This is a genomic window from Amycolatopsis sp. NPDC005003, from assembly GCF_053600695.1.
Genome location: NZ_JBSGAI010000005.1, coordinates 200229 through 219712 on the forward strand (window position 1 = coordinate 200229; position 19484 = coordinate 219712).

Consider the following 19484-nt stretch of genomic DNA (forward strand, 5'->3'; position numbering starts at 1 on the left):
CGCGGCCACCGTAGCGCTAGGTCGCCGGGGCGTCCAAGGCGGCCAGGTACCCCGCCACCAGCGCGTGCGCGACCTGGGTGACGGCTTGGTCACGCGGCAGGAACCGCTCGTCGTGCAGGCTCGGCACACCCGCCGTGTCGCCGAGGCCGACGAACAGCATGAGCCCGCGGGTGCCGCCGCCGCAGTAGTGGGCGAAGTCGTCGGCGCCGAACGAGCGGAACTTGTCGTCCACGGCGAAGCCGGCGTGCGCCAGCCACCGCTGGGCGCCCGCGGCCAGAGAAGCGTCGTTGTCCAGCACCGGCTCGCACGGGCTGATCTCCAGCTCGGCCGTGCAGCCGTGCGCCCGCGCGGTGCCGTGCACGATGTCGGCCAGTGTCTTCAGGGCACGCTCGCGGTCCTTCGCGCGCATCAGGCGCAGCGAACCGAACGCGCTCGCGCTGTTCGGGACGACGTTGGCCGCCGCGCCACCCTGGATGCGGCCGATCGAGCAGACCGCCCCGAACACCGGGTCGATCCGGCGGGACGCGAGCTGCTGCAGGCTCACCACCAGCTGGGACAGCGCCAGGATCGGGTCGCGCAGCAGGTGCGGGTAGCCGGCGTGGCCGCCCTGGCCGTGCATGGTGACCTCGAACTCGTCGGTGGAGGCGTTCACCGGGCCCGGCACCGCCGAGACGACGCCGTGCGCGATCCGCGGCTGGACGTGCGCGCCGATCACCGCGTCCACGCCGTGCTCGGCCAGCACGCCGGACTCGACGACGTCGACCGCGCCGGGCGGCGACGTCTCCTCCCGCGGCTGCAGCAGCGCCAGGATCGGCCGCGGCACGCCGACGCGGACAGCGGCCCGGCAGACGGCGACCAGCGCGGCGAGGTGGACGTCGTGGCCGCACGCGTGCATGAACTCGTTCCCGGACGCCCACGGCACGCCGGTGCCCTCCAGCACCGGCAGCGCGTCGAGCTCGGCCCGCAGCGCGACGGCCGGGCCGTCCCCACCCGGCAGCGGGATCGCCCGGCCGGTCTTGGCGACGCGGGTGCCCTCGCCCGCGCCCAGCGCGCCGGCCACCAGGCGGGCGGTGTCCTCCTCGTCGCCGGACCCGCGGGGGTCGGCGTGCACGGCGTGCCGGAGCTCGACGGCGGCGGGCAGTTCGTCGGCGATCGCCTGCGTCCACCGGGTCCACAGATCACTCACACGGGCTCCAAGCGGTAGATCCTCTTCGCGTTCTCGTGTCCCACCAAAGCACACAGCCGGACGGCGTCCTTTTCGGACATCGCGTCCGCGTCGAGCGCGGCCCGCACGAAGTCCGACAAACCCTGCCGGAACAGGGCCGTGCCCAGGTGGTACAGCTCGGCCAGGCCGAAGGCGTCGGTGGAGAAGAGCACCTTCCCGAACGGCGCGATCTCCAGGAGCTCGGCCAGCACGGCCGGCGCCCGGAAGCCCGCGTTGTGCGTGATGAGCCCGGCGTCGACGAACACGTGCTCGAAAACCTGCGCCAGATACGCCGCATTGCGGTGGAACGGGTAGTTGTGCAGCAGCAGGATGGGCACGCCGCGGCCGCGCGTGGCCCGCAGCAGCCCGGTGAGCAGCAGCGGGTCGCACCGGTGCAGGTCGACGTCGGAGTCGCCGTAGCCGACGTGGAACTGCACCGGCAGGCCCAGCTCGAGGCCGGTGAACACGAGGTGCCGGTGCAGCACCTCGTCGGCCAGCCGGCCGCCGCCCGCGGCCAGCCACCGCCCGGCCGCGGCCTCGACCTCCGGCGGCGACGGCGGCGAACCCGCCAGCTCCAGCCCGACGCGGTAGGCCGCGATCGACTTGAGCCCGGCGGCCGTCGCGGCCCGGTTCGCCAGCTCGTCTGCGAAGGCCGCGGCGAACCCGGCCGCGGTGGTGCCCCCGATCACCGCCTCGGCGACCTGTTCCAGCCGGACGACGTCGTGCGCGCGCGTGCCCGCCAGCTCGGCGAACTCGGCGGTCGTGGTCAGCGCGTCCGGCAGGAAGCCACCGTCCAGGAGGAAGTCGGTCGTGCCGGTGGCCCGCAGGAACCGCCGGGCCACCTCGGCCGCGCCCAGTTCGGCGCGGCGCTGCAGGTAGGCCTCGGCGGGCACGTGCTTCGGCAGGTCGAGCACGGGCGCACAGCGTTCCCGCACGGCCAGCCCGATCAGCGAGTCGAACAGGCTGGTGCCCAGCGGCGACGGCGAGTCGGCCTCGGTCAGCATCGCCTCGAAGCCCGCGCGGGAGACGTCCCGGGTGACCACGCCGTGGCAGTGGTGGTCCACCAGCGGCAGATCCGCGACGAACGGGAGCAAACTCCTCATGCGCCTCCGTCCACACTCGTCAGCCTCTCCCCCACCCTACGAGCGAAGCGCGGCGCGGACAGGACGGCGAGCACCGCGAGCACCAGGACCACCGCGGCTACCACCGGGAACCAGCGCGCCGGGCCTTCGGTGGGGTACGGCACCACGTTGACGTACACGGTGTACCCGAGCACGGCGAGCGCGCCGACCGGGAACACGAGGTGCCAGGCCGGCACGCGCATCCGGCGTTTCACGAACAGCAGCAGGATCGCGCCGATCGTGGTGAGCAGGTAGATGACCAGCAGGATCAGCGTCCCGATCGAACCGGACCAGGCGAACGTGTCCGCCGCCGTCGCGCCGAAGAAGACCGCGCACACCACGATGATCAGCGCCGCCGCGGCGGTCACGACGCTGACCGCCGCCACCGGCGTGCCGCGCGAGGACGTCCGGCCGAGGCCGCCGCCCGCGTCGCGGCCCAGGGCGTAGAGCAGCCGCGAACCGCCGACGACGCAGGCCAGGCAGCAACCGAACGCGCTGATCGCGGCGCCCACGCTGATCACGTCGCCGACCCACGCGCCCGCATACCGGCTGCCGAGGTCGCCGAGCAGGGACGGCGAGTCGTGGAACGCCGACGCGTCGCTGCCGAACGCCATCATCTCCACGGCCGTCACCACCACGAAGTAGAGGCCGCCGAAGAGCGCCGTGCCGAGGATCGCGCGCGGGATGTTGCGCTTCGGGTCGTGGGTCTCCTCGCCGAGCGTCGCGGCGGCTTCGAACCCCGCGAAGGAGAGGAAGCCGAACACCGCGCCGAGGAACACCCCGGACAGGCCGGTTTCCGGGACGAAGACGGCCATCGAGAACCGGGCGCCGCCGGGGGCGTTCCCGGCCAGGAGCCGGACCAGGATGACCACGGTGACCAGCAGGATCACCGCGATCGTCGCGCCCTCGACGGCGAGCAGGGTGCTCGTGCCGCGACGGGCGGGCAGCACGGCCAGCAGCCACGCGCCGATCAGCGCGACGGCCGTCAGCACGAACGGGCCCCAGGACGGCGGATCCGGCCAGATCCCGGTCTGGGTCAGGAAAGCCGTGCCCAGTGTCCCCGCCGCCGAGCTGGTGACGACGGCGTAGAACGTGTACGTCCCGAGGAGACCGATGCCGGAGACGACGCCCGCGCGCGGGCCGAGGGTGGCGCCGACGAAGGCGTACACCGAACCGGCGTGCTGGTAGTACTGGCAGAGCTTGACGAAGCCGTACGCGACCAGCAGGACGCCGACCGCGGAGAGCAGGAAGGCGAGCGGCACGGCACGCCCGGCGGCCGCGGCGGTCTGCTGGGGGTTGATGTTGGCGGCCATGCTCGGAGCCATCAACGCCACGGACAGGCCGACGGCCTGCCAGACGGACAGGGTTCGGCGCAGCCCTGGACGGGTTTCGACGGTGTCTGACACGATCTTCACCTCATTCGTCAGGTGAGCGGATCCAGTGAACAGCGACGGGGGCAGGATGAGCCAGCTCGATCGGGCAGAACTCGCGCAACAAGGCGCACTCCGGGCCGACGCCCTGCGCGCCGCGGGCGTGGAGCTGGTCGCGTTGACCTTCGTGGACAACAGCGGCATCGCGCGGGTCAAGGCCGTCCCGGTCGACCGGCTGTGGTCGGCGGCGGCCTGGGGCGTCGGCGCGTCGAACTCGTTCGACTTCTTCCTGGCCACCGACGACATCGTGGGCGGCACGCATTCCCGCGGCCCGGTCGGCGACCTGCGGCTGCACCCGGACCTCGACGCACTCGTGCCCCTGGCCGCGCAGCCCGGCTGGGCCTGGGCGCCGGCGTGGCGGTACGACCAGGAAGGCGAGCCGCACCCGCAGGACGCGCGGGCACTGGCCGCCACCGCGACGGCCCGGCTCGCGCAGCTGGGCTACAACGCGCGGACGGCCTTCGAGATCGAGTGGGTGATCACGGCGGCCGACGCGCCGGACGACCCGCGCTCGGCCACCGCGGGCCCGGCCTACGGCTACGCGCGGCTTTCGGCGCAGGCGGGCTACCTGCGCAAACTGGTGGCCACGTTGACCGCCCAGGGCATCGCGGTGGAACAGATCCACCCGGAGTACGCGGCCGGGCAGTTCGAGGTCTCGGTGGCCGCCGGCGACCCGGTGCGGGCGGCGGACGTCGCGGTGCTGACGCGCGAGACGATCCGGACGGTCAGCGCGCAGTACGGGCTGCGGGCGTCGTTCACGCCGAAGTTCGCCCCGGACGGCGTCGGCAACGGCGGCCACGTCCACCTGAGCCTGTGGGACGGCGACCGCAACCTGTGCGCCGGCGGCGACCGGCGGTTCGGGCTCACGGAGACGGCGGAGGCGTTCGGCGCCGGGATCCTGTCGCGGCTGCCGGCGCTGCTGGCGATCGGCGCGCCTTCGGTGGTCAGCTACCTGCGGCTCGAACCGCACCACTGGGCCGGGGTGTTCCGCGCGTGGGGCCTGGAGAACCGCGAAGCGCCGCTGCGGCTGGTCCAGGGCCCGGCCGGGCAGCGCGACCGGGCGGCGAACTTCGAGGTCAAGTGCTTCGACCTGACGGCGAACCCGTACCTGGTGGTGGCCGGGCTGATCTTCGCGGGCCTGGCCGGGGTCGAGGCCCGGGAGAGCCTGCCGGAGCCGGTCGACGTCGACCCCGGAACGCTTCCCGGCGCCGAGCGGCTGCCGGCTTCGCTGGCCGAAGCGGTGACGGCGTTCGAAGCGGACAGTGCGTTGACCTCGGCGTTCGGCCCGGAGCTGGCGACCACGCTGATGGACGTCCGCCGCGGCGAGCTCGACCGGCTCGGCGCGCTGCCGCCGGACGAGCTGTGCGCCGTGCTGCGGTACCTACATTGACCTGAGCGCCTTGGCGACCTCGCTGCGCAGCTGCGGCAGCTTGGCGTAGAGCTTGTCGCCCGGGCATTCGGTGTTGTAGAAGTCGCGGTGGCCCTTGATCTCCTCGACCGGGATGCCGTACTGGCGGCAGATGTGGGCGCAGAAGACGACGAGCGAGGCGAACTGCGCCTCGGGCGGCTCGACGCTGGTGTACAGGCCTTCGTTTTCGATGCCGATGGCGTTGGTGTTCTGCCCGGGGCAATGCGCGCCCTGGATCATCGTGGTGCGCCCGCGCAGCGCGTCGAGGCTGCCGTGCCGCCCTTCGAGCCGGTACCCGCCGCGGCTGATGGTGAAGTGCTGGCCGGTGTCGGACCAGTGGTTGTTGTCGATGTGGTCGTGCTGGTCGTCGCGCGCGACCTGGAACGCGTGGGCCAGGGAGTAGTCGGTGCTGTTGGCGCCGGCGATGTGGTGGACGAGGATCCGGTTCGCGGGGTGGTCGAGCGTGGTGAGCGCGTCGGCGGGCGGCCGGGCACCCCACTCGGCGCAGCTGTAGATCCGCGGCTCGGTGCCCGCGGCCCGGGCCGCTCCGGGGAGGACGAGGCCGGCGGCCCCGGCGACGGCGAGGCCGGCGGCCCCGCGGAGGAAGCCGCGCCGCGGGAGGTGTGCGATGTCCATGGCGCGCACTCTCCCGCGGCGGCGTACAGCTTTCGTACAAAAGCCGTCACCAGGCCGTGGAAAACTTCACCGGCAGCGCCGCCAGGCCACGGAACAGCGGCGACGGCCGCCACTCCAGCTCGTCGGCCGGCACCGCCAGCACCACGTCGGGGAGCCGGTCGAGCAGGACTTCGATGGCGGCCTCGGCGATGACCTTGGCGATCTCCTGGGCCGCGTACGGGCACCGGTGGTCGCCGTGGCTGAACGACATGTACGCCTGGTTGCCGGTCGATGCCTGCGGGACCGGCCGGACGAGCGGGTCCTGGTTGGCCGCGGCGAGCCCGAGGATGAGCAGGTCGCCCTTGCGGATCTGCCGGCCGCCCAGCCGGAGGTCGTGGGCGGCGAACCGGCCCGGGAAGTTCTGGGTGGGCGTGTCCTCCCAGAGCACCTCGTTGAGCGCTTGGCCGACGCTCCGGCGGCCGCCGGACAGCGTCATCGCGAAGCGGTCGTCGGTGAGCATCAGCCGCAGGGTGTTGCCGATCCAGTAGGCGGTCGGCAGCTGCCCGGCGTTCATCAGGTGGAGCAGGTCCTCGGTGATCTCCTCGTCGGCGAGCGCGGCCGGGTGGGCCAGCAACCGCGACGTGACGTCGGGCCCGGGCTCGCGTCGCTTGGACTCGACCATCAGCCGCACCGTCTCCCGGACGCGCCCGTACGCCTCGTTCGCACCCTCGCCGGCGGCGTGGGTCCGGTAGACGTCGGCGACCAGTCCGGCGGTCTCCGCCTCCGCCACGCCGATCATCCGGGCGACGACGGGCAGCGGCACCCCATCGGCGTACTGGGTGATCAGGTCGGCCTCGCCGCTCCCGGCGAAGGCGTCGATGAGCTCGTCGGCCACCTGCTGGGCCCGCGCACCCAGGTCGAACTGGTCGACGGCGCCGAGTGCTTCGTCGAGCGCCTCGGACCGGCGCCGGTGCTCGGCGCCTTCGGCGAACATCATCGTCGGCTGGTAACCCAGCAGCGGGAGCAACGGCCAGTCGGGCGGGACCCGGTCCCAGGCGTTCCAGCGCCTCGAGTCGCGGCCGAAGGCCTCCGGGTTGCTCACGACGTGCTGCAGCTCGCGGTAGCCGATCACCAGCCACGCCGGCACGTCCCCGTCGAGCACGACCGGGGCCACCGGCCCGTGCGCGCGTCGCATCTCCGCGTAGAGATCCGCGGACTTCTGCTGGAACTGCGGCCCGGACAACGGCGTGGCGACGACGGGCTGAGGAATGGTCATGAAGCGGTCTCCCGGGCGGAGGACAGGGCGAAGAGGTGGTTGACGAGCGTGAGCAGAACGGTCTTGCTGGAGTCGCGGCGGCGGGCGTCGCAGTCGATCAGCGGCACCTCGGCGGACAGGTCGAGCGCCTGGCGCACCTGGGCCAGGGAGTGCTTCGGCTCGCCGAAGTTGTTGCGTGCGACGATGAACGGCGTCCGGTGGTGTTCGAGGCGGTCGATGGAGTACCAGGAGTCGGCCAGCCGGTCGGTGTCCACCAGCACGACGGCGCCCAGGGTGCCGGCGAACAGGCGGTCCCAGAGGAACCAGAACCGCTCCTGGCCCGGCGCGCCGAACAGGTACAGCACCATGTGCTCGTTCAGGCTGATCCGCCCGAAGTCGAACGCGACCGTGGTGGTGGTCTTGCCGTGCGAGGCGCCGTCGTCGATCCCGACGCCCGCCTGCGTCATGGTTTCCTCCGTGCTGAGCGGGCGGATTTCGCTGACGGAACGGACCATGGTCGTCTTGCCGACCCCGAACCCGCCGACGACCACGATCTTCAGCCCGTCCCTGGCGGTGCTCGGCAGCGGAGTCCGGGCGTCTTGCTCAGAGCTTCTTGAGTCCAACAAGCACCTGCTTCAGGGTTTCGAGATCGGGCAGCTCGGTGTCGACCGGAGCCGAGGACGGGTGGCGGGCGGTCACCCGGCCGGTGTCGAGCAGGTCGCACAGCAGGATCTTCACGACGCTCACCGGCAGGCCCAGCACCGAGGCGACTTCCACCATCGCCGTCGGGTGCCGGCACAGGTGCAGGATCTTGACGTGCTCGGACTGCATGCCCGGGACCGGATCGCCTTCGCTCACGATCAGCGTCACCAGGTCCAGCGCGCTTTCGTTCGCGCGGCTGCGCCCGCCGGTGACCGTGTACAACCGGTCCGGGTCCTCCCGGTGGAGGTTCTCCCGGCTCATCTCATCCGGCCGCGGTGTGCTGGGGCCGGGGTGGCGCGGTCAGGTACTCGCCGAGCTGCTCGACGAGCTCGTTCATGTTGTGGCCGATGAGGCCCACGTCCGCGTCGTCGGCGGCGATCACGGCGAGGTGGGCGCCGGCGCCGGCTTCCACGATGAACAGCATCCCGCCGTGGAACTCCGTCATGGACTGGCGGACGCCGCCGGTGCCGTCGCCGAATTCGATGGACGTGCCGTACGCCAGGCTCTGGATGCCGGAGGCGATGGCGGCCAGCTGGTCGGCCTGGTCGATCGTGAGCCCGCGGGTGTGGCAGAGCTTGAGGCCGTCCTTGGACAGCACCAGGGCGTGCCGCGTGCCCGGTGTCTTGCCGACGAGGTTCTCCAGCAGCCAGTCGAGATCGTGATCGGTGGTGTTCATCGGCGGTCCTCCGAGGGAGCAGAAGGGCGGGTTCCCCGGCCGGCCGCGTGGAACGCGCTGAACTTCGCGCCGGCGTCGGCCCGGACCGGTGCGGGACTCGCCACCGGCGGCGGCACCGGCCTGGGCGCGGCCGCCAGCGTCTGCCCACGACGCCGCTGCGGCAGCCCGGACAGCTCACTCTCCACTGTGGACTCGGCGGGGGCGGGTGTCTTGGCGGGCGGGGTGCGCTCCTGCGCCGGGCTCGGCGTGACCGGCGGCGCGTCCGGTTCGGGCTGGGTGATCAAGGAACGCGGGATCATCACCACGACGCCGGTGCCGCCCCGCGCGGACGGCCGGAAGTGCACGGTCAACCCGTGTTTGCGCGCCAGGCACCCCACCACCGCCAGCCCGAGCCGGGTCCCGGACAGCGTGGTCAGGTCCAGCGGCTCGGCGGAGACCGCCCGCACGGCCCGCTCCAGCGCGGCGGGGCTCATGACGAGGCCGCTGTCCTCGATCGTGACCACCACCCCCGCGTGCACCTCCTCCACGTACACGTGCACGTCCTCCGACGGCGGGGAGAAGCTGGTGGCGTTGTCCATCAGTTCGGCCAGTGCGTGCATGACGCCTTCGGCGGCGTACCCGGCGACCGCGACGGTGCTGGTCGAGTGCGTCCGCACCCGCTGGTAGGCGCTGATGCGCCCCATCGCCCCGCGCAGGATGCTTTCCATCACGATCGGCTTGGTCCAGCGGCGGCCGGAACGCGCGCCGGTCAGGACGGCGATGCTGTCCGCCAGGCGGCCCGCCTGCGCGGTGCTGTGGTCCAGTTCGAGCAGGTCGCCGAGGACGTTTTCGTCGTACTTGCCTTCCATCTCGCGCAGGTCGGCCAGCATGCTGGTGGCCAGCGCCTGGACGCGGCCGGCGGCGTTGGCGCAGGCCGCCATCGTCGCCGCGCGCATGCGCTCGCCCCGGCCGATCTCCTGCGCGACCGTCTCGAGCAGCCGCCGGTGCGCGCCGCCGACGGAATCCGGCACCTCGGCGAGCGCGGTGTCCGCCGACGCTCCGTCGCGCACCCGCCGGACCACCGCGGGCAGCGTGTCGTCGGCGAGCCGGGCGACCTCCGCGTCCAGTACCGCGGTCCGGGCCCGGAAGTGGCGCGCCGCCTGCGCGCAGTACGCGAGGCCCGTGACGGCCGCGCACACCACCACCGCGGCCACCGCGCCGGACCAGGCCACGACCGTCCGGTCCGCCGCGGACACGGCGGCCGTCACCCACCACCAGGCCCCGCCGGTGAGGACGACCGCGACCGCCAGGACGAAGGAAGCTCGACCCACCGGCAGGCGCGCGGCCCGATCGTGGGCGGGTAACTGCACTGACATCGATCAGGTCCTCGTGGGGCGGTCGGCGACAGGGACTTGAGGTGCTCGCCACGCAGCGAAACCCGACATCGGGCAGTGCACGGGAACCGCGCCCCGGTTTGCGCGGCAGGCACTGAAGAGATGGCCGGCGAACTGCCGTGGAGCGGCGAGCAAGACCTTAGCGCCGATCTTTCCCGTCCGTAAGAGTCAATCTTCGACGGCGCATTCTTTCCCAGTCGGAGACGTTTCCGGGAAGTCAATTCCCAACGAATTGGCCCGTATGCCGGGGAAACCGGCGAGAAATTGGCATTCGGCGTAATCGCGGGACGGGGATTCAGCCCGCGGTGACCATCTCCGGCGCGCCGCTGTACAGCCGGATCTTGAACCGCACGTGTTCCCGGTGTTCCTCCAGCCGCGCGATCTGCGCGGCCACCCGGGCTTCGTGCTCCCGCAGCAGGTCGACCCGCTCCTCGCGGGTGGCCTCACCGGAGCGCAGCAGTTCCACGAACCGCAGCATCTCCGCCACCGGCATGCCCGTGTAGCGCAGGCACCGCAGCAATTGGAGGAACTCCACGTCCTGCTCGGTGAAAGAACGCCGGCCGCCGGCCGTGCGGCCGACTTCGTGCAACAAGCCGATGCGCTCGTAATACCGCAGCGTGTCGATCGTGAAGCCGGTCTTTTCGGTCACCTGAGCCGGGGTGTAGGTGGTCACGGGACCCAGCCTGACACCTGGAGCGCACTCCAGGTCAAGCGGTCGCGACCGCCCGGCGCACGCCGTCGGCCAGCTCGGCCGACAGGGCACGCACCCCGGCCGGCCCCTCGGCCGCCGCCGTGACCAGTGCCGAACCCACGATCACCGCGTCCGCGAACGAGGCCACCTCGGCCGCCTGGTCGCCCGATCGCACGCCCAGCCCCACGCCGATGGGGAGCGAGGTGTGCGCTCGCGTGCGGCGGACCAGCTCCTCGGCGCCCGCGCCGACCCGGTCGCGCGCGCCCGTCACGCCCATCACCGCGGTCGCGTAGATGAAGCCCGACGAGGCCGCCGCCGTGAGGGCGAGCCGCTCCTCCGAAGACGAGGGCGCCACCAGGAACGTGCGGTCCAGGCCGTGTTCCTTCGAGGCCGTCATCCAAGAAGCAGCCTCGTCCGGGATCAGGTCCGGCGTGATCAGGCCCAGCCCGCCCGCCGAGGCGAGGTCGCGCGCGAAGCGGTCCACGCCGTAGCGGTTCACCGGGTTCCAGTACGTCATCACGACCGCGCGGCCACCCCGCGAAGACACCGACTCGACCACCTCGAACAGGTGCTTGAGGCGGAAGCCGTTGTCCAGCGCGGTCACCGAGGCGGCCTGGATGGTCGGGCCGTCCATCACCGGGTCCGAATACGGGACGCCGACCTCGATGAGGTCCGCGCCGCCGTCGACGCACGCCGCGATGAGGTCCTTCGAGCCCTCGACCGTGGGGAACCCGGCCGGGAGGTAGCCGATCAGCGCGCCGCGGCCCTCCGCGCGGGTCGTCGCGAAGAGGTCGTCCAGCCCGCTCATCCGTTCACCAGTCCGAACCACTTGGCCGCCGTGTCCATGTCCTTGTCGCCGCGGCCGGAGAGGTTGACCACGATCAGCCCGTCCGGGCCCAGCTCGCGGCCCAGCTCCAGCGCGCCGGCCAGCGCGTGCGCCGACTCGATCGCCGGGATGATGCCCTCGGTGCGGGACAGCAGCTTGAACGCGTCCATCGCCTCGGCGTCGGTGACCGGGCGGTACTCGGCGCGGCCGGTGTCCTTGAGCCACGCGTGCTCGGGACCGACGCCCGGGTAGTCGAGCCCGGCCGAGATCGAGTGCGACTCGACCGTCTGGCCGTCCTCGTCCTGCAGCAGGTACGTCATCGCGCCGTGCAGGTTGCCCGGGGTGCCCTTGGTCAGGGTCGCGCCGTGGCGGTTGCCCTCGATGCCTTCGCCGCCCGGCTCCAGGCCGACCAGCCGCACGGACGGGTCGTCGTAGAAGCCGGAGAAGATGCCGATGGCGTTCGACCCGCCGCCGACGCAGGCCGCGACGACGTCGGGCAGGCGCCCGGCCTGCTCGAGGATCTGCTCGCGGGCCTCGGTGCCGATGACGTGGTGGAAGTTGCGCACCATCGTGGGGAACGGCGCCGGCCCGGCGGCCGTGCCGAACAGGTAGTGCGTGGTGTCGGCGTTGGTGACCCAGTCGCGCAGCGCCTCGTTGATCGCGTCCTTCAGCGTCCGCGAGCCGGTCTTGACCGGGATCACCTCGGCGCCGAGCAGGCGCATGCGGGCCACGTTCAGCGCCTGGCGCTCGGTGTCGACCTCGCCCATGTAGACGACGCAGTCGAGGTCGAGCAGCGCGCACGCGGTGGCCGTCGCGACGCCGTGCTGGCCCGCGCCGGTCTCGGCGATCACGCGCTTCTTGCCCATCCGCTTGGTGAGCAGCGCCTGGCCCAGCACGTTGTTGATCTTGTGGGAGCCGGTGTGGTTCAGGTCCTCGCGCTTGAGGAACACCCGCGCGCCGCCGGCGTGCTCGCCGAAGCGCTTGGCCTCGGTGAGCAGCGACGGACGGCCCGCGTACTCGCGCAGCAGGCGGTTGAACTCGTTGAGGAAGTCCGGGTCGTGGCGGGCCTTGTCGTACTCGGTGGCGACCTCGTCGACGACGCCGATCAGCGCCTCCGGCATGAACCGCCCGCCGTACGGGCCGTAGTAGCCCCGCTCGTCCGGGTCGTGCTTGTCGTGCTCTGCGGTCACCGGGACGGCCTCGGGCAGGCGGGGTGGGATCCGGCGGTGACCAGCTTGACCAGGGCGCCCTTCGGGTCGCCGGAGGCAACGAGGCCCTCGCCGACCAGCACCGCGTCGGCGCCGTGGCCGGCGTAGGACATCAGGTCGCCCGGGCCGCGGACACCGGATTCGGCGACCTTGTAGACGTCCATCGGCAGGCCGGGGGCCAGCCGCGAGAAGACGTCCCGGTCGACCTCGAGGGTGTGCAGGTTGCGCGCGTTGACGCCGATGACCTTGGCACCCGCTTCGAGCGCGCGGTCGGCCTCCTCGGCGTTGTGGATCTCCACCAGCGCGGTCATGCCGAGCGACTCGACGCGGTCGAGCAGCGCGACGAGCGCGTTCTGCTCCAGCGCGGCGACGATCAGCAGCACCATGTCGGCGCCGTGCAGGCGGGCCTCGTGCACCTGGTAGGGGCTGACGACGAAGTCCTTGCGCAGGATGGGGATGTCCACCGCGGCGCGGACCGCGTCCAGGTCGGCCAGCGAGCCGCCGAAGCGGCGCTGCTCGGTGAGCACGCTGATCACGCGCGCCCCGCCGGCTTCGTAGTCCTTCGCCAGCGCGGCCGGGTCGGGGATGTCGGCCAGCTCACCCTTCGAAGGGCTGCGCCGCTTGACTTCGGCGATCACGCCGATGCCGGACTCGCGCAAGGCGGCCATCACGTCACGGGGCGCCGGGGCGGCGGCCGCGCGGATCTTCAGTTCGTCGAACGGCAGCGCGGATTCCCGCACGGCGAGATCTTCCCGCACGCCGGCGACGATGTCTTCGAGCACGCTCACCGGGCGCCCCCACCAGGGCGCGTGCTCACGGATTCACTCGCAAGGTCGCTCACAAAAACCTTCCCCTTCCCGCCGAAACGATGCTAACCCCCGCATCCGAGCCGCCCGGTTCCGGGTGTGCGCGTTACTCCGAATGCCTGCCCCGGACGTCCGTGGGGTCTTCCCCGCCGGACAGCGCGTCCCACAGCTGGACGTCGGGGTCACGGACCGTTTTCCGGGTGGCCGGGGCCGCGTACTTCGCCCCGAGCCGGGTGGCCCGGCCCGCGCCCTTGAGAGCTGCCAACCCGCCCGCGGCGAGGAGAATTCCCGCGACCACGGCGAGCCCGCGGCCCAGCAGCAGCTGGGTGACCGGCAGGCCGTCGGCGTAGCCGGAGAACCGGACCCCGGCGACGCCGAGCCAGGCCGCCGCCACGCCGGCCAGCGCCAGCACGACGCCGAGCACCCGCCGCGCCCAGCCGCCGGTGGCCACCAGCCCGGCCACGCCGGCCAGCGCCAGCAGCGCCAGCGGCACGAGCGCGGTCGCCCGCTGCTCGCCGGTCTCGCGGTACAGGACGGTCCCCCGGACGCCGCCGTCGCGGAACTCGGCGAACCAGGTCAGGCGTGACGCACCCCACAGGGCCAGCGCGGCCAGCAGGAGCGCGACCACGATCATCCACAGTGGACGCTTCGACGCCGTCGCCGCCGGAGCATCCACGGCCGGTGAGGGAGCGCCCGGCGTGTCAGACATGAGCGGCGTCCGCGGCCGGGTCGAGGGCGCCCGCCGCCACCATCGTCTGCGCGGCGGCCACGGCCGAGAGCACGGTCCGGGCCTTGTTCAGCGATTCGGTGTCCTCGTAGTCCGGCACCGAGTCGGCGACCACCCCGCCGCCGGCCTGGACGTGCGCGATGCCGTCCTTCACCAGGGCCGTGCGGATCGCGATCGCGGTGTCGGCGTCGCCGGCGAAGTCGAGGTAGCCGACGACCCCGCCGTAGAGCGCGCGGCGGACCGGCTCGAGCTCCTCGATCAGCTCCATCGCGCGGACCTTCGGCGCGCCGGAGAGCGTCCCGGCCGGGAAGCAGGCCGTGACCGCGTCGAACGCCGTCTTGCCCTCCGCCAGTTCGCCGGTGACGGTGGACACGATGTGCATGACGTGGCTGTAGCGCTCGATCTGGAAGAAGTCGACCACGCGCACAGTGCCGGGCTTGCAGACCTTGCCCAGGTCGTTGCGGCCGAGGTCGACGAGCATCAGGTGCTCCGCGCGCTCCTTCTCGTCGGCCAGGAGGTCCTTGGCCAGCTGGGCGTCCTCCTCCGGGTCCGCGCCGCGCCAGCGGGTGCCCGCGATCGGGTGCGTGGTCGCGCGGCCGTCCCGCACCGTGACCAGCGATTCGGGGCTGGAGCCGACGATGTCGAAGCCCTCCAGCCGCAGCAGGTACATGTACGGGCTCGGGTTGGACGTCCGCAGCACGCGGTAGATGTCGATCGCGTCGGCCGCGGTCGGGATCTCGAACCGTTGCGACGGCACGATCTGGAACGCTTCGCCGGCCTTGATCGCCTCGACGGCCTTCTCCACGGCCGCGTGGAAGTCCGCCTTCGACCGCTTCCGGGTGAATTCCGGCGCGGGCCGGTCGAACGCGGCGACGGTGGCGGGCGCGGCCACCTGCAGCTGCTCGGTCATCGCGGAGAGGCGGGCGACGGCGTCGTCGTAGGCCGCGTCCACGCGCTCGGGCGAGTCGTCCCAGTTGACGGCGTTCGCGATGAGCGTGACCGTGCCCTCGTGGTGGTCGAACGCGGCCAGGTCGGTGGCCAGGAGCATGGTCAGCTCGGGCACGTCGAGGTCGCGCTCGGCCAGCTCGGGCAGCTTTTCCAGCCAGCGCACGGCGTCGTAGCCGATGTAGCCGACCATGCCGCCGGTCAGCGGGGGCAGGCCGGGCAGCGGCTCGGTGTGCAGGGCTTCGATGGTCTCGCGCAGGACCTGCAGCGGGTTGCCTTCATTCGGCAGGCCGACCGGCGGGGTGCCGGTCCAGACCGCTTCGCCGTCGCGGACGGTGAGCGCCGCCGGGCTGCGGACGCCGATGAACGACCAGCGGGTCCAGGACGCGCCGTTCTCGGCCGACTCGAACAGGAACGTGCCGGGCCGGTCGGCGGCGAGCTTGCGGTACACCCCGATCGGCGTCTCGCCGTCGGCGAGGACCCGGCGCACGACCGGGATCACGCGGCGGCTCTCGGCGAGGGCTCGGAAGTCCTCGCGGGACGGGCTGACCGTGCCGGGACCGGTCGAACCGGCGGATGCGCTGACCATGACCCTCATTGTGCCGGTCCCCTGGCACCCGCCGACGCCGGGTGCCAAATTCAACGTTCATTGAATTCCACGGGTCCGTGCGTCATGATGGAGCCGTGAGCACCACCGACAACACCGAGACTACGGCCCGCCGCCGCGGGCGGCGGCCCGCCGGCCAGGACACCCGCACGGCACTGGTCGAAGCCGCGCGGGCCGTGTTCGCCGAAACCGGCTACGACGGGGCGACCGTGCGCGCGATCGCCACCCGCGCGGGCGTCGACGCGGCCATGGTCAACCACTGGTTCGGCAGCAAGGAGGGCCTGTTCGCCCAGGCCGTCCTCGAGCTCCCGTTCGACCCGATGGAACTGCAGAAGGTCCTGCGCCACGGCCCCGACGACGAGCTGGGCGAGCGGATCGTCCGCACCTTCGTCACCCGCTGGGACAGCGCGGGCGGCGGCCAGTTCGTGGCGCTGATCCGCAGCATCACCGGCCACGAGCAGGCCGGGCACGTGCTGCGCGACTTCTTCCAGAAGTTCTTCAGCGGGCTGATCTCCTCGATCGGCTCGGACCGCATCCCGCTGCGGATGAACCTGTGCGCGACCCAGATGGTGGGCCTGGGCATGGTCCGGTACGTCGCGAAGTTCGAGCCGCTGGCCACCGAGGACGTCGAGGTCCTGGTGCGGGCGATCGCGCCGAACCTGCAGCGCTACCTCACCGGCGACATCGGCTGAAGCAGCCGCTCCCCGGTCCCGCGGTGGCCGTGCGCGCACCCTGTCGCTAAGTGTCACCGCCGTGTGACAGTTCAGCGTAGGGCCCGCGGACCGAGTGCGTACACCGGGACGCAGTGCGGGCCGGGCCGATCCGGGCCGTACGGGAACAGGACGACCATCTGCCGTCCCCAGCCGCCGATCCACGCGCGGCGGCGGACCACAGCGTCCGGGCGGTGCAGCGACGGCGCGCACCGCAGCTCGATGCCGCTGCCGTCGCGGTAGCGAGCCTCGATCTCCACCGCGCGCCGGACCTGCGGCACGACGCTCACCGTCGCGATCCGCCACCCGGTGGCCGCGACCGCGCGGGCCCGGCGCCACCAGCCCAGCGCCACGGACGCCGCCAGGGGGAGCCCGATGAAGCCGGCCACCAGGAACACGACGCCGAAGCCCTCGAGAACCCGGTCGTCGTTCGCTTCTTCGGTGGTGCGGACGTGCGCCGGGTCGGCGGGATCGTGGACGACGGTCACCGGATCGCCGTCGTGGTACTCGCGCCCGGAGTCACGGGCGATCTCCGCCACCCGGGAGGCGCCCTGGGCCTCGTAACGCACCTCGATCGTCGGCGTGCCGCGGGCCCGGTCGTGGACGGCGACCACCGAGCCTTCGACGCGGACGCCGGTGGCCAGGAGGTTCGCCGCCGCCTGCTCGGCCGCCATCACGGCGGCGAGGCCGCCCGCGAACAGCACGGCCCAGGCGGCGGCGATCGCGGCCGCCCGGCGGGCGGTCCGGCGCAGCCGGGCGGTCTGGGCGGCGAGGTCGACCCGGCCCTCGCCGTGGGAGCCCTCGCGCGTGGGCAGCCAGGCGCCGAAGTCCGGCACCGCGGCGAGCCGCCGGTGGTCGGGAGCGTGCAGGCGGTGCACGCCGAACGCGGCGAGAGCCAGGGTGCCGGTCAGGATGACGGCCTCGCCGAGGAGTTCGCCGTCCGCGAAGTCGTATCCCGGGGTCAGCAGCGAGTACGTCGTGCCCGCGCCGAAGAACAGGAAGACGAGCGCGGCGGCCACCGTCAGCACGAGCCATCCCCGCCGCAGCTCCATCAGCGGAGTTTAGCCGCTGATCGCCAGGTCACCGGCGGCTTCCGCCCACCGAGCGGGGCGCTTTCGCGGCCGCGGGCACCGCGTACGGTCCCGGCCTGCGCGGGCCGTTCGGGAAGAGGACGACCATCTCCCGCCCCCAGCCGCCGACCCACGCGAGCCGGTCGGTGAAGTCGGCCAGCGCCTTGGCGCCGTGCGACGAAGGCAGCGCGCGCAACCCGATCCCGGTGCCGTCGGAATAGCGGACGCGGATGGTGGGCGGCCGCTTCCGGCGGCCGGCGGAGCGGTCGGGCACGACGTCGACGGTGGCGACCCGCCATCCGGTGACCGCGACCGCGCGGGCCCGGCGCCGCCACCCGACCGCGGCCCCGAGGGCGAACGGCGTCCCGGCGAAGCCGAACAGCACCCCCGCGACGCAGAGGAGGAAGACGAACTGGTTCTCGTTCTCCTCTTCGGTGGTGCGCACGTGGTCCGGATCGGCGGGATCGACGACGACGGTGACCGGCTCCCCGACCTGGTAACGGTGCCCGGAGCCGAGCTCGATCTTCGCGGTCCGGCTGCCGTAGCGCACCTGCATCGACGGCGTGCCCTTGGTCGGGCGGTACACGGACAGCACCACGCCGGGCACCCGGTCCCCGGTCGCGAGGAGCTCGTCGGCGGCGGTGTCGAGCATCTTCAGCCCGGTGAGCCCGCTCGCGACCAGCGCGACCCAGATCAGGATCGACGCCGCGGCGCGCCGGGCGGTCCGGCGCACCCGCCCGGTTTCGACGTCGAAGTCGATCCGCGGATCGTGGTCGGCGGTGGCCGGCGGCGGCAGCCACGCCCCGAAGCCGTGTTCGCTCGCGGTGCCCCGGATCCGGCGGCCGAGCACCCGCAGGCGCCAGGCGCCGAGCCCCGCGAAGCCGAGCGATACCGCGAAAACGACAATCAGGGGAGAAACGTCGCCCGGGCGGAAAACCGCCACGGCCACCACGAAAAACCCGGAAACGGACGAGCCCGCCGCAGCGACGGCCACCCACCTCTCCCGGCTCCGGACGAGGCTGCGCAGGGGATCCACCAGCCGAGCTTAGCGGCGCGAAGCAGGCACCATCACCCGGATGCCGGTTCGTCGCAATTCGTGGACACCATTCACGCATTCGAGGTATCGACTAAGCTCGCATTATCAGCTCATGAAGCCAACGTCTTCCGGACCCGCCGCAAGAACTCTCGCCGTTTTACTGCGCGAAGAACGCGAATCGCGGAATGTCGGTCTACGCGTCCTCGCGGATATGCTGGGGATCCTCCCGCAGCTACTGTCGGTGTGGGAGAAAGGCCATCGCCTGCCGAGCGTCGAGGATGTGTCGGCGATTCTTGCCCTGCTGGGTGTCACCGGGGAGAAGCGGGACCGGATCCGCACCCTCGCCCGAAACGCCCGCGAACCCAACTGGCTTGCTTCGAGCAGCGCCCTCACCGGATTGCTGACATTCGAGAAGGCCGCCACCAAGATCACCACATGGTCGCCCTTGCTCATTCCGGGGCTCCTGCAAACGCCCGACTACATCCGGGCGATCATGGAGGCTTCTTCGGTCCCGATCGAGGAAGCCGACAAGCGCCTGCGCATCAGGCTCCAGCGGCAATCGATCCTCACCCGGCGAGAACCGGTTGCCCTGCATGCCCTGATCGGCGAGTGGGCGCTCCGTGAGAGCATCGGCAACCCGGACATCATGTCCGATCAAGCCGATTACCTGCTCGCCATGGCGCAGCGCGCGAATGTTTCCGTGCACATCGTCCCGGCCGGAACCGGTTACCATCCCGGTCTGGTGGGGCCATTCGAAATCTATGAGTTCACCAGCTCGCCTCCGATCATCTTGGCGGAAAGCATCAAGTCATGCGCTTTTCTCCACGAAAGCGAGCAAACCCTCGGCTATCAGCGAGCCGCGAAGTTGCTCGGCAAACGAGCGTTGAGCGAAGCTGCCGCCCGGCAACTGCTCGAAGAAACTGCGCACTGACACGAGGCGACCACATGATCCGTGGCAAAGGCTCAGATCGTGGGCAAGCGTGGGTGGGCGTGCGGGACACCAAGGCCCGGCGGGCCGGTCAGCTGACCGTCTCCGCGCGGGCCTGGCGTTCCGTCCTCGACCGGCTGCGCTGA

21 protein-coding genes are annotated in these 19484 nt (G+C 72.2%); 4 read left to right on the forward strand and 17 right to left on the reverse strand.

All coding sequences use genetic code 11. The features are described from left to right. Positions 1-16 precede the first annotated feature (16 nt). From ACWED2_RS08260 to ACWED2_RS08270, 3 genes are read right to left on the reverse strand one after another with little or no spacing between them, the layout of a single operon-like run. Complete coding sequence (locus ACWED2_RS08260; RefSeq protein ID WP_449689751.1) at positions 17-1186, reverse strand: M20 metallopeptidase family protein; 1170 nt, start codon at positions 1184-1186, stop codon at positions 17-19. Further along, positions 1183-2307, reverse strand: a complete 1125-nt coding sequence (locus ACWED2_RS08265; RefSeq protein ID WP_449689752.1) for an amidohydrolase family protein — start codon at positions 2305-2307, stop codon at positions 1183-1185. Before ACWED2_RS08265 ends, ACWED2_RS08260 begins: the two co-directional genes overlap by 4 nt. After that, positions 2304-3731 carry an APC family permease gene (locus ACWED2_RS08270; RefSeq protein WP_449689753.1) on the reverse strand — a complete coding sequence of 476 codons (1428 nt, stop codon included), beginning with the start codon at positions 3729-3731 and terminating at the stop codon, positions 2304-2306. The genes ACWED2_RS08265 and ACWED2_RS08270 overlap by 4 nt, the downstream gene beginning before the upstream one ends. Before the next feature lie 55 nt (positions 3732-3786). Between ACWED2_RS08270 and ACWED2_RS08275 the strand changes: the two genes are divergently transcribed. Further along, the gene (locus ACWED2_RS08275) at positions 3787-5145 is read left to right on the forward strand and encodes a glutamine synthetase (protein WP_449689754.1); all 1359 of its coding nucleotides are present in this window, start codon (positions 3787-3789) and stop codon (positions 5143-5145) included. On the opposite strand, the gene ACWED2_RS08280 is transcribed toward ACWED2_RS08275, so the two are convergent. The 12 genes from ACWED2_RS08280 to ACWED2_RS08335 all read right to left on the reverse strand — a co-directional run bounded on the left by ACWED2_RS08280 (position 5137) and on the right by ACWED2_RS08335 (position 15576). Next, the gene (locus ACWED2_RS08280; protein WP_449689755.1) at positions 5137-5799 is read right to left on the reverse strand and encodes a peptidoglycan recognition protein family protein; all 663 of its coding nucleotides are present in this window, start codon (positions 5797-5799) and stop codon (positions 5137-5139) included. The genes ACWED2_RS08275 and ACWED2_RS08280 overlap by 9 nt on opposite strands. A 46-nt stretch (positions 5800-5845) precedes the next feature. Continuing rightward, entirely contained in the window at positions 5846-7054 is a 1209-nt protein-coding gene (locus ACWED2_RS08285) for a cytochrome P450 (protein ID WP_449689756.1), read from the reverse strand. Continuing rightward, positions 7051-7584, reverse strand: coding sequence for a GTP-binding protein (locus tag ACWED2_RS08290; protein ID WP_449689866.1), 534 nt, complete (start codon positions 7582-7584; stop codon positions 7051-7053). Before ACWED2_RS08290 ends, ACWED2_RS08285 begins: the two co-directional genes overlap by 4 nt. Positions 7585-7636: 52 nt before the next feature. Then, positions 7637-7996 (reverse strand): DUF742 domain-containing protein, encoded by a 360-nt coding sequence (locus ACWED2_RS08295; RefSeq protein WP_449689757.1) that lies wholly within the window; start codon positions 7994-7996, stop codon positions 7637-7639. A gap of 1 nt (position 7997) precedes the next feature. Continuing rightward, positions 7998-8411, reverse strand: a complete 414-nt coding sequence (locus ACWED2_RS08300; protein WP_449689758.1) for a roadblock/LC7 domain-containing protein — start codon at positions 8409-8411, stop codon at positions 7998-8000. Next, a complete protein-coding gene (locus ACWED2_RS08305) occupies positions 8408-9766 on the reverse strand; it encodes a sensor histidine kinase (RefSeq protein WP_449689759.1) in 1359 nt (452 codons plus the stop codon). Before ACWED2_RS08305 ends, ACWED2_RS08300 begins: the two co-directional genes overlap by 4 nt. A gap of 313 nt (positions 9767-10079) precedes the next feature. Continuing rightward, a complete protein-coding gene (locus tag ACWED2_RS08310) occupies positions 10080-10457 on the reverse strand; it encodes a MerR family transcriptional regulator (protein ID WP_449689760.1) in 378 nt (125 codons plus the stop codon). A 34-nt stretch (positions 10458-10491) separates the two neighbouring features. Beyond that, positions 10492-11283: a tryptophan synthase subunit alpha gene (gene trpA, locus ACWED2_RS08315; RefSeq protein WP_449689761.1), complete on the reverse strand. Its 792-nt coding sequence runs from the start codon at positions 11281-11283 to the stop codon at positions 10492-10494. Next, a complete protein-coding gene (gene trpB, locus ACWED2_RS08320; protein WP_449689867.1) occupies positions 11280-12509 on the reverse strand; it encodes a tryptophan synthase subunit beta in 1230 nt (409 codons plus the stop codon). Before trpB ends, trpA begins: the two co-directional genes overlap by 4 nt. Continuing rightward, complete coding sequence (trpC, locus tag ACWED2_RS08325; RefSeq protein WP_091307414.1) at positions 12488-13297, reverse strand: indole-3-glycerol phosphate synthase TrpC; 810 nt, start codon at positions 13295-13297, stop codon at positions 12488-12490. Before trpC ends, trpB begins: the two co-directional genes overlap by 22 nt. Positions 13298-13421: 124 nt before the next feature. Then, complete coding sequence (locus ACWED2_RS08330; protein ID WP_449689868.1) at positions 13422-13949, reverse strand: Trp biosynthesis-associated membrane protein; 528 nt, start codon at positions 13947-13949, stop codon at positions 13422-13424. 67 nt (positions 13950-14016) lie between these two features. Continuing rightward, positions 14017-15576 (reverse strand): anthranilate synthase component I, encoded by a 1560-nt coding sequence (locus ACWED2_RS08335; RefSeq protein WP_449689762.1) that lies wholly within the window; start codon positions 15574-15576, stop codon positions 14017-14019. A 95-nt stretch (positions 15577-15671) separates the two neighbouring features. Here ACWED2_RS08335 and ACWED2_RS08340 point away from each other — a divergent pair, with 95 nt between their 5' ends. Then, a complete protein-coding gene (locus tag ACWED2_RS08340) occupies positions 15672-16286 on the forward strand; it encodes a TetR/AcrR family transcriptional regulator (protein ID WP_449689763.1) in 615 nt (204 codons plus the stop codon). A 71-nt stretch (positions 16287-16357) separates the two neighbouring features. Here the strand turns inward: ACWED2_RS08340 and ACWED2_RS08345 are convergent, their stop codons facing one another. Then, entirely contained in the window at positions 16358-17356 is a 999-nt protein-coding gene (locus ACWED2_RS08345) for a hypothetical protein (protein ID WP_449689764.1), read from the reverse strand. Between the two features lie 28 nt (positions 17357-17384). Next, a complete protein-coding gene (locus tag ACWED2_RS08350; protein ID WP_449689765.1) occupies positions 17385-18317 on the reverse strand; it encodes a DUF3592 domain-containing protein in 933 nt (310 codons plus the stop codon). A 205-nt stretch (positions 18318-18522) separates the two neighbouring features. Here ACWED2_RS08350 and ACWED2_RS08355 point away from each other — a divergent pair, with 205 nt between their 5' ends. Together ACWED2_RS08355 and ACWED2_RS08360 are read left to right on the forward strand one after the other, a co-directional pair. Further along, positions 18523-19341 (forward strand): helix-turn-helix domain-containing protein, encoded by an 819-nt coding sequence (locus ACWED2_RS08355; RefSeq protein WP_449689766.1) that lies wholly within the window; start codon positions 18523-18525, stop codon positions 19339-19341. Between the two features lie 53 nt (positions 19342-19394). Next, a complete protein-coding gene (locus ACWED2_RS08360) occupies positions 19395-19484 on the forward strand; it encodes a DUF397 domain-containing protein (RefSeq protein ID WP_449689767.1) in 90 nt (29 codons plus the stop codon).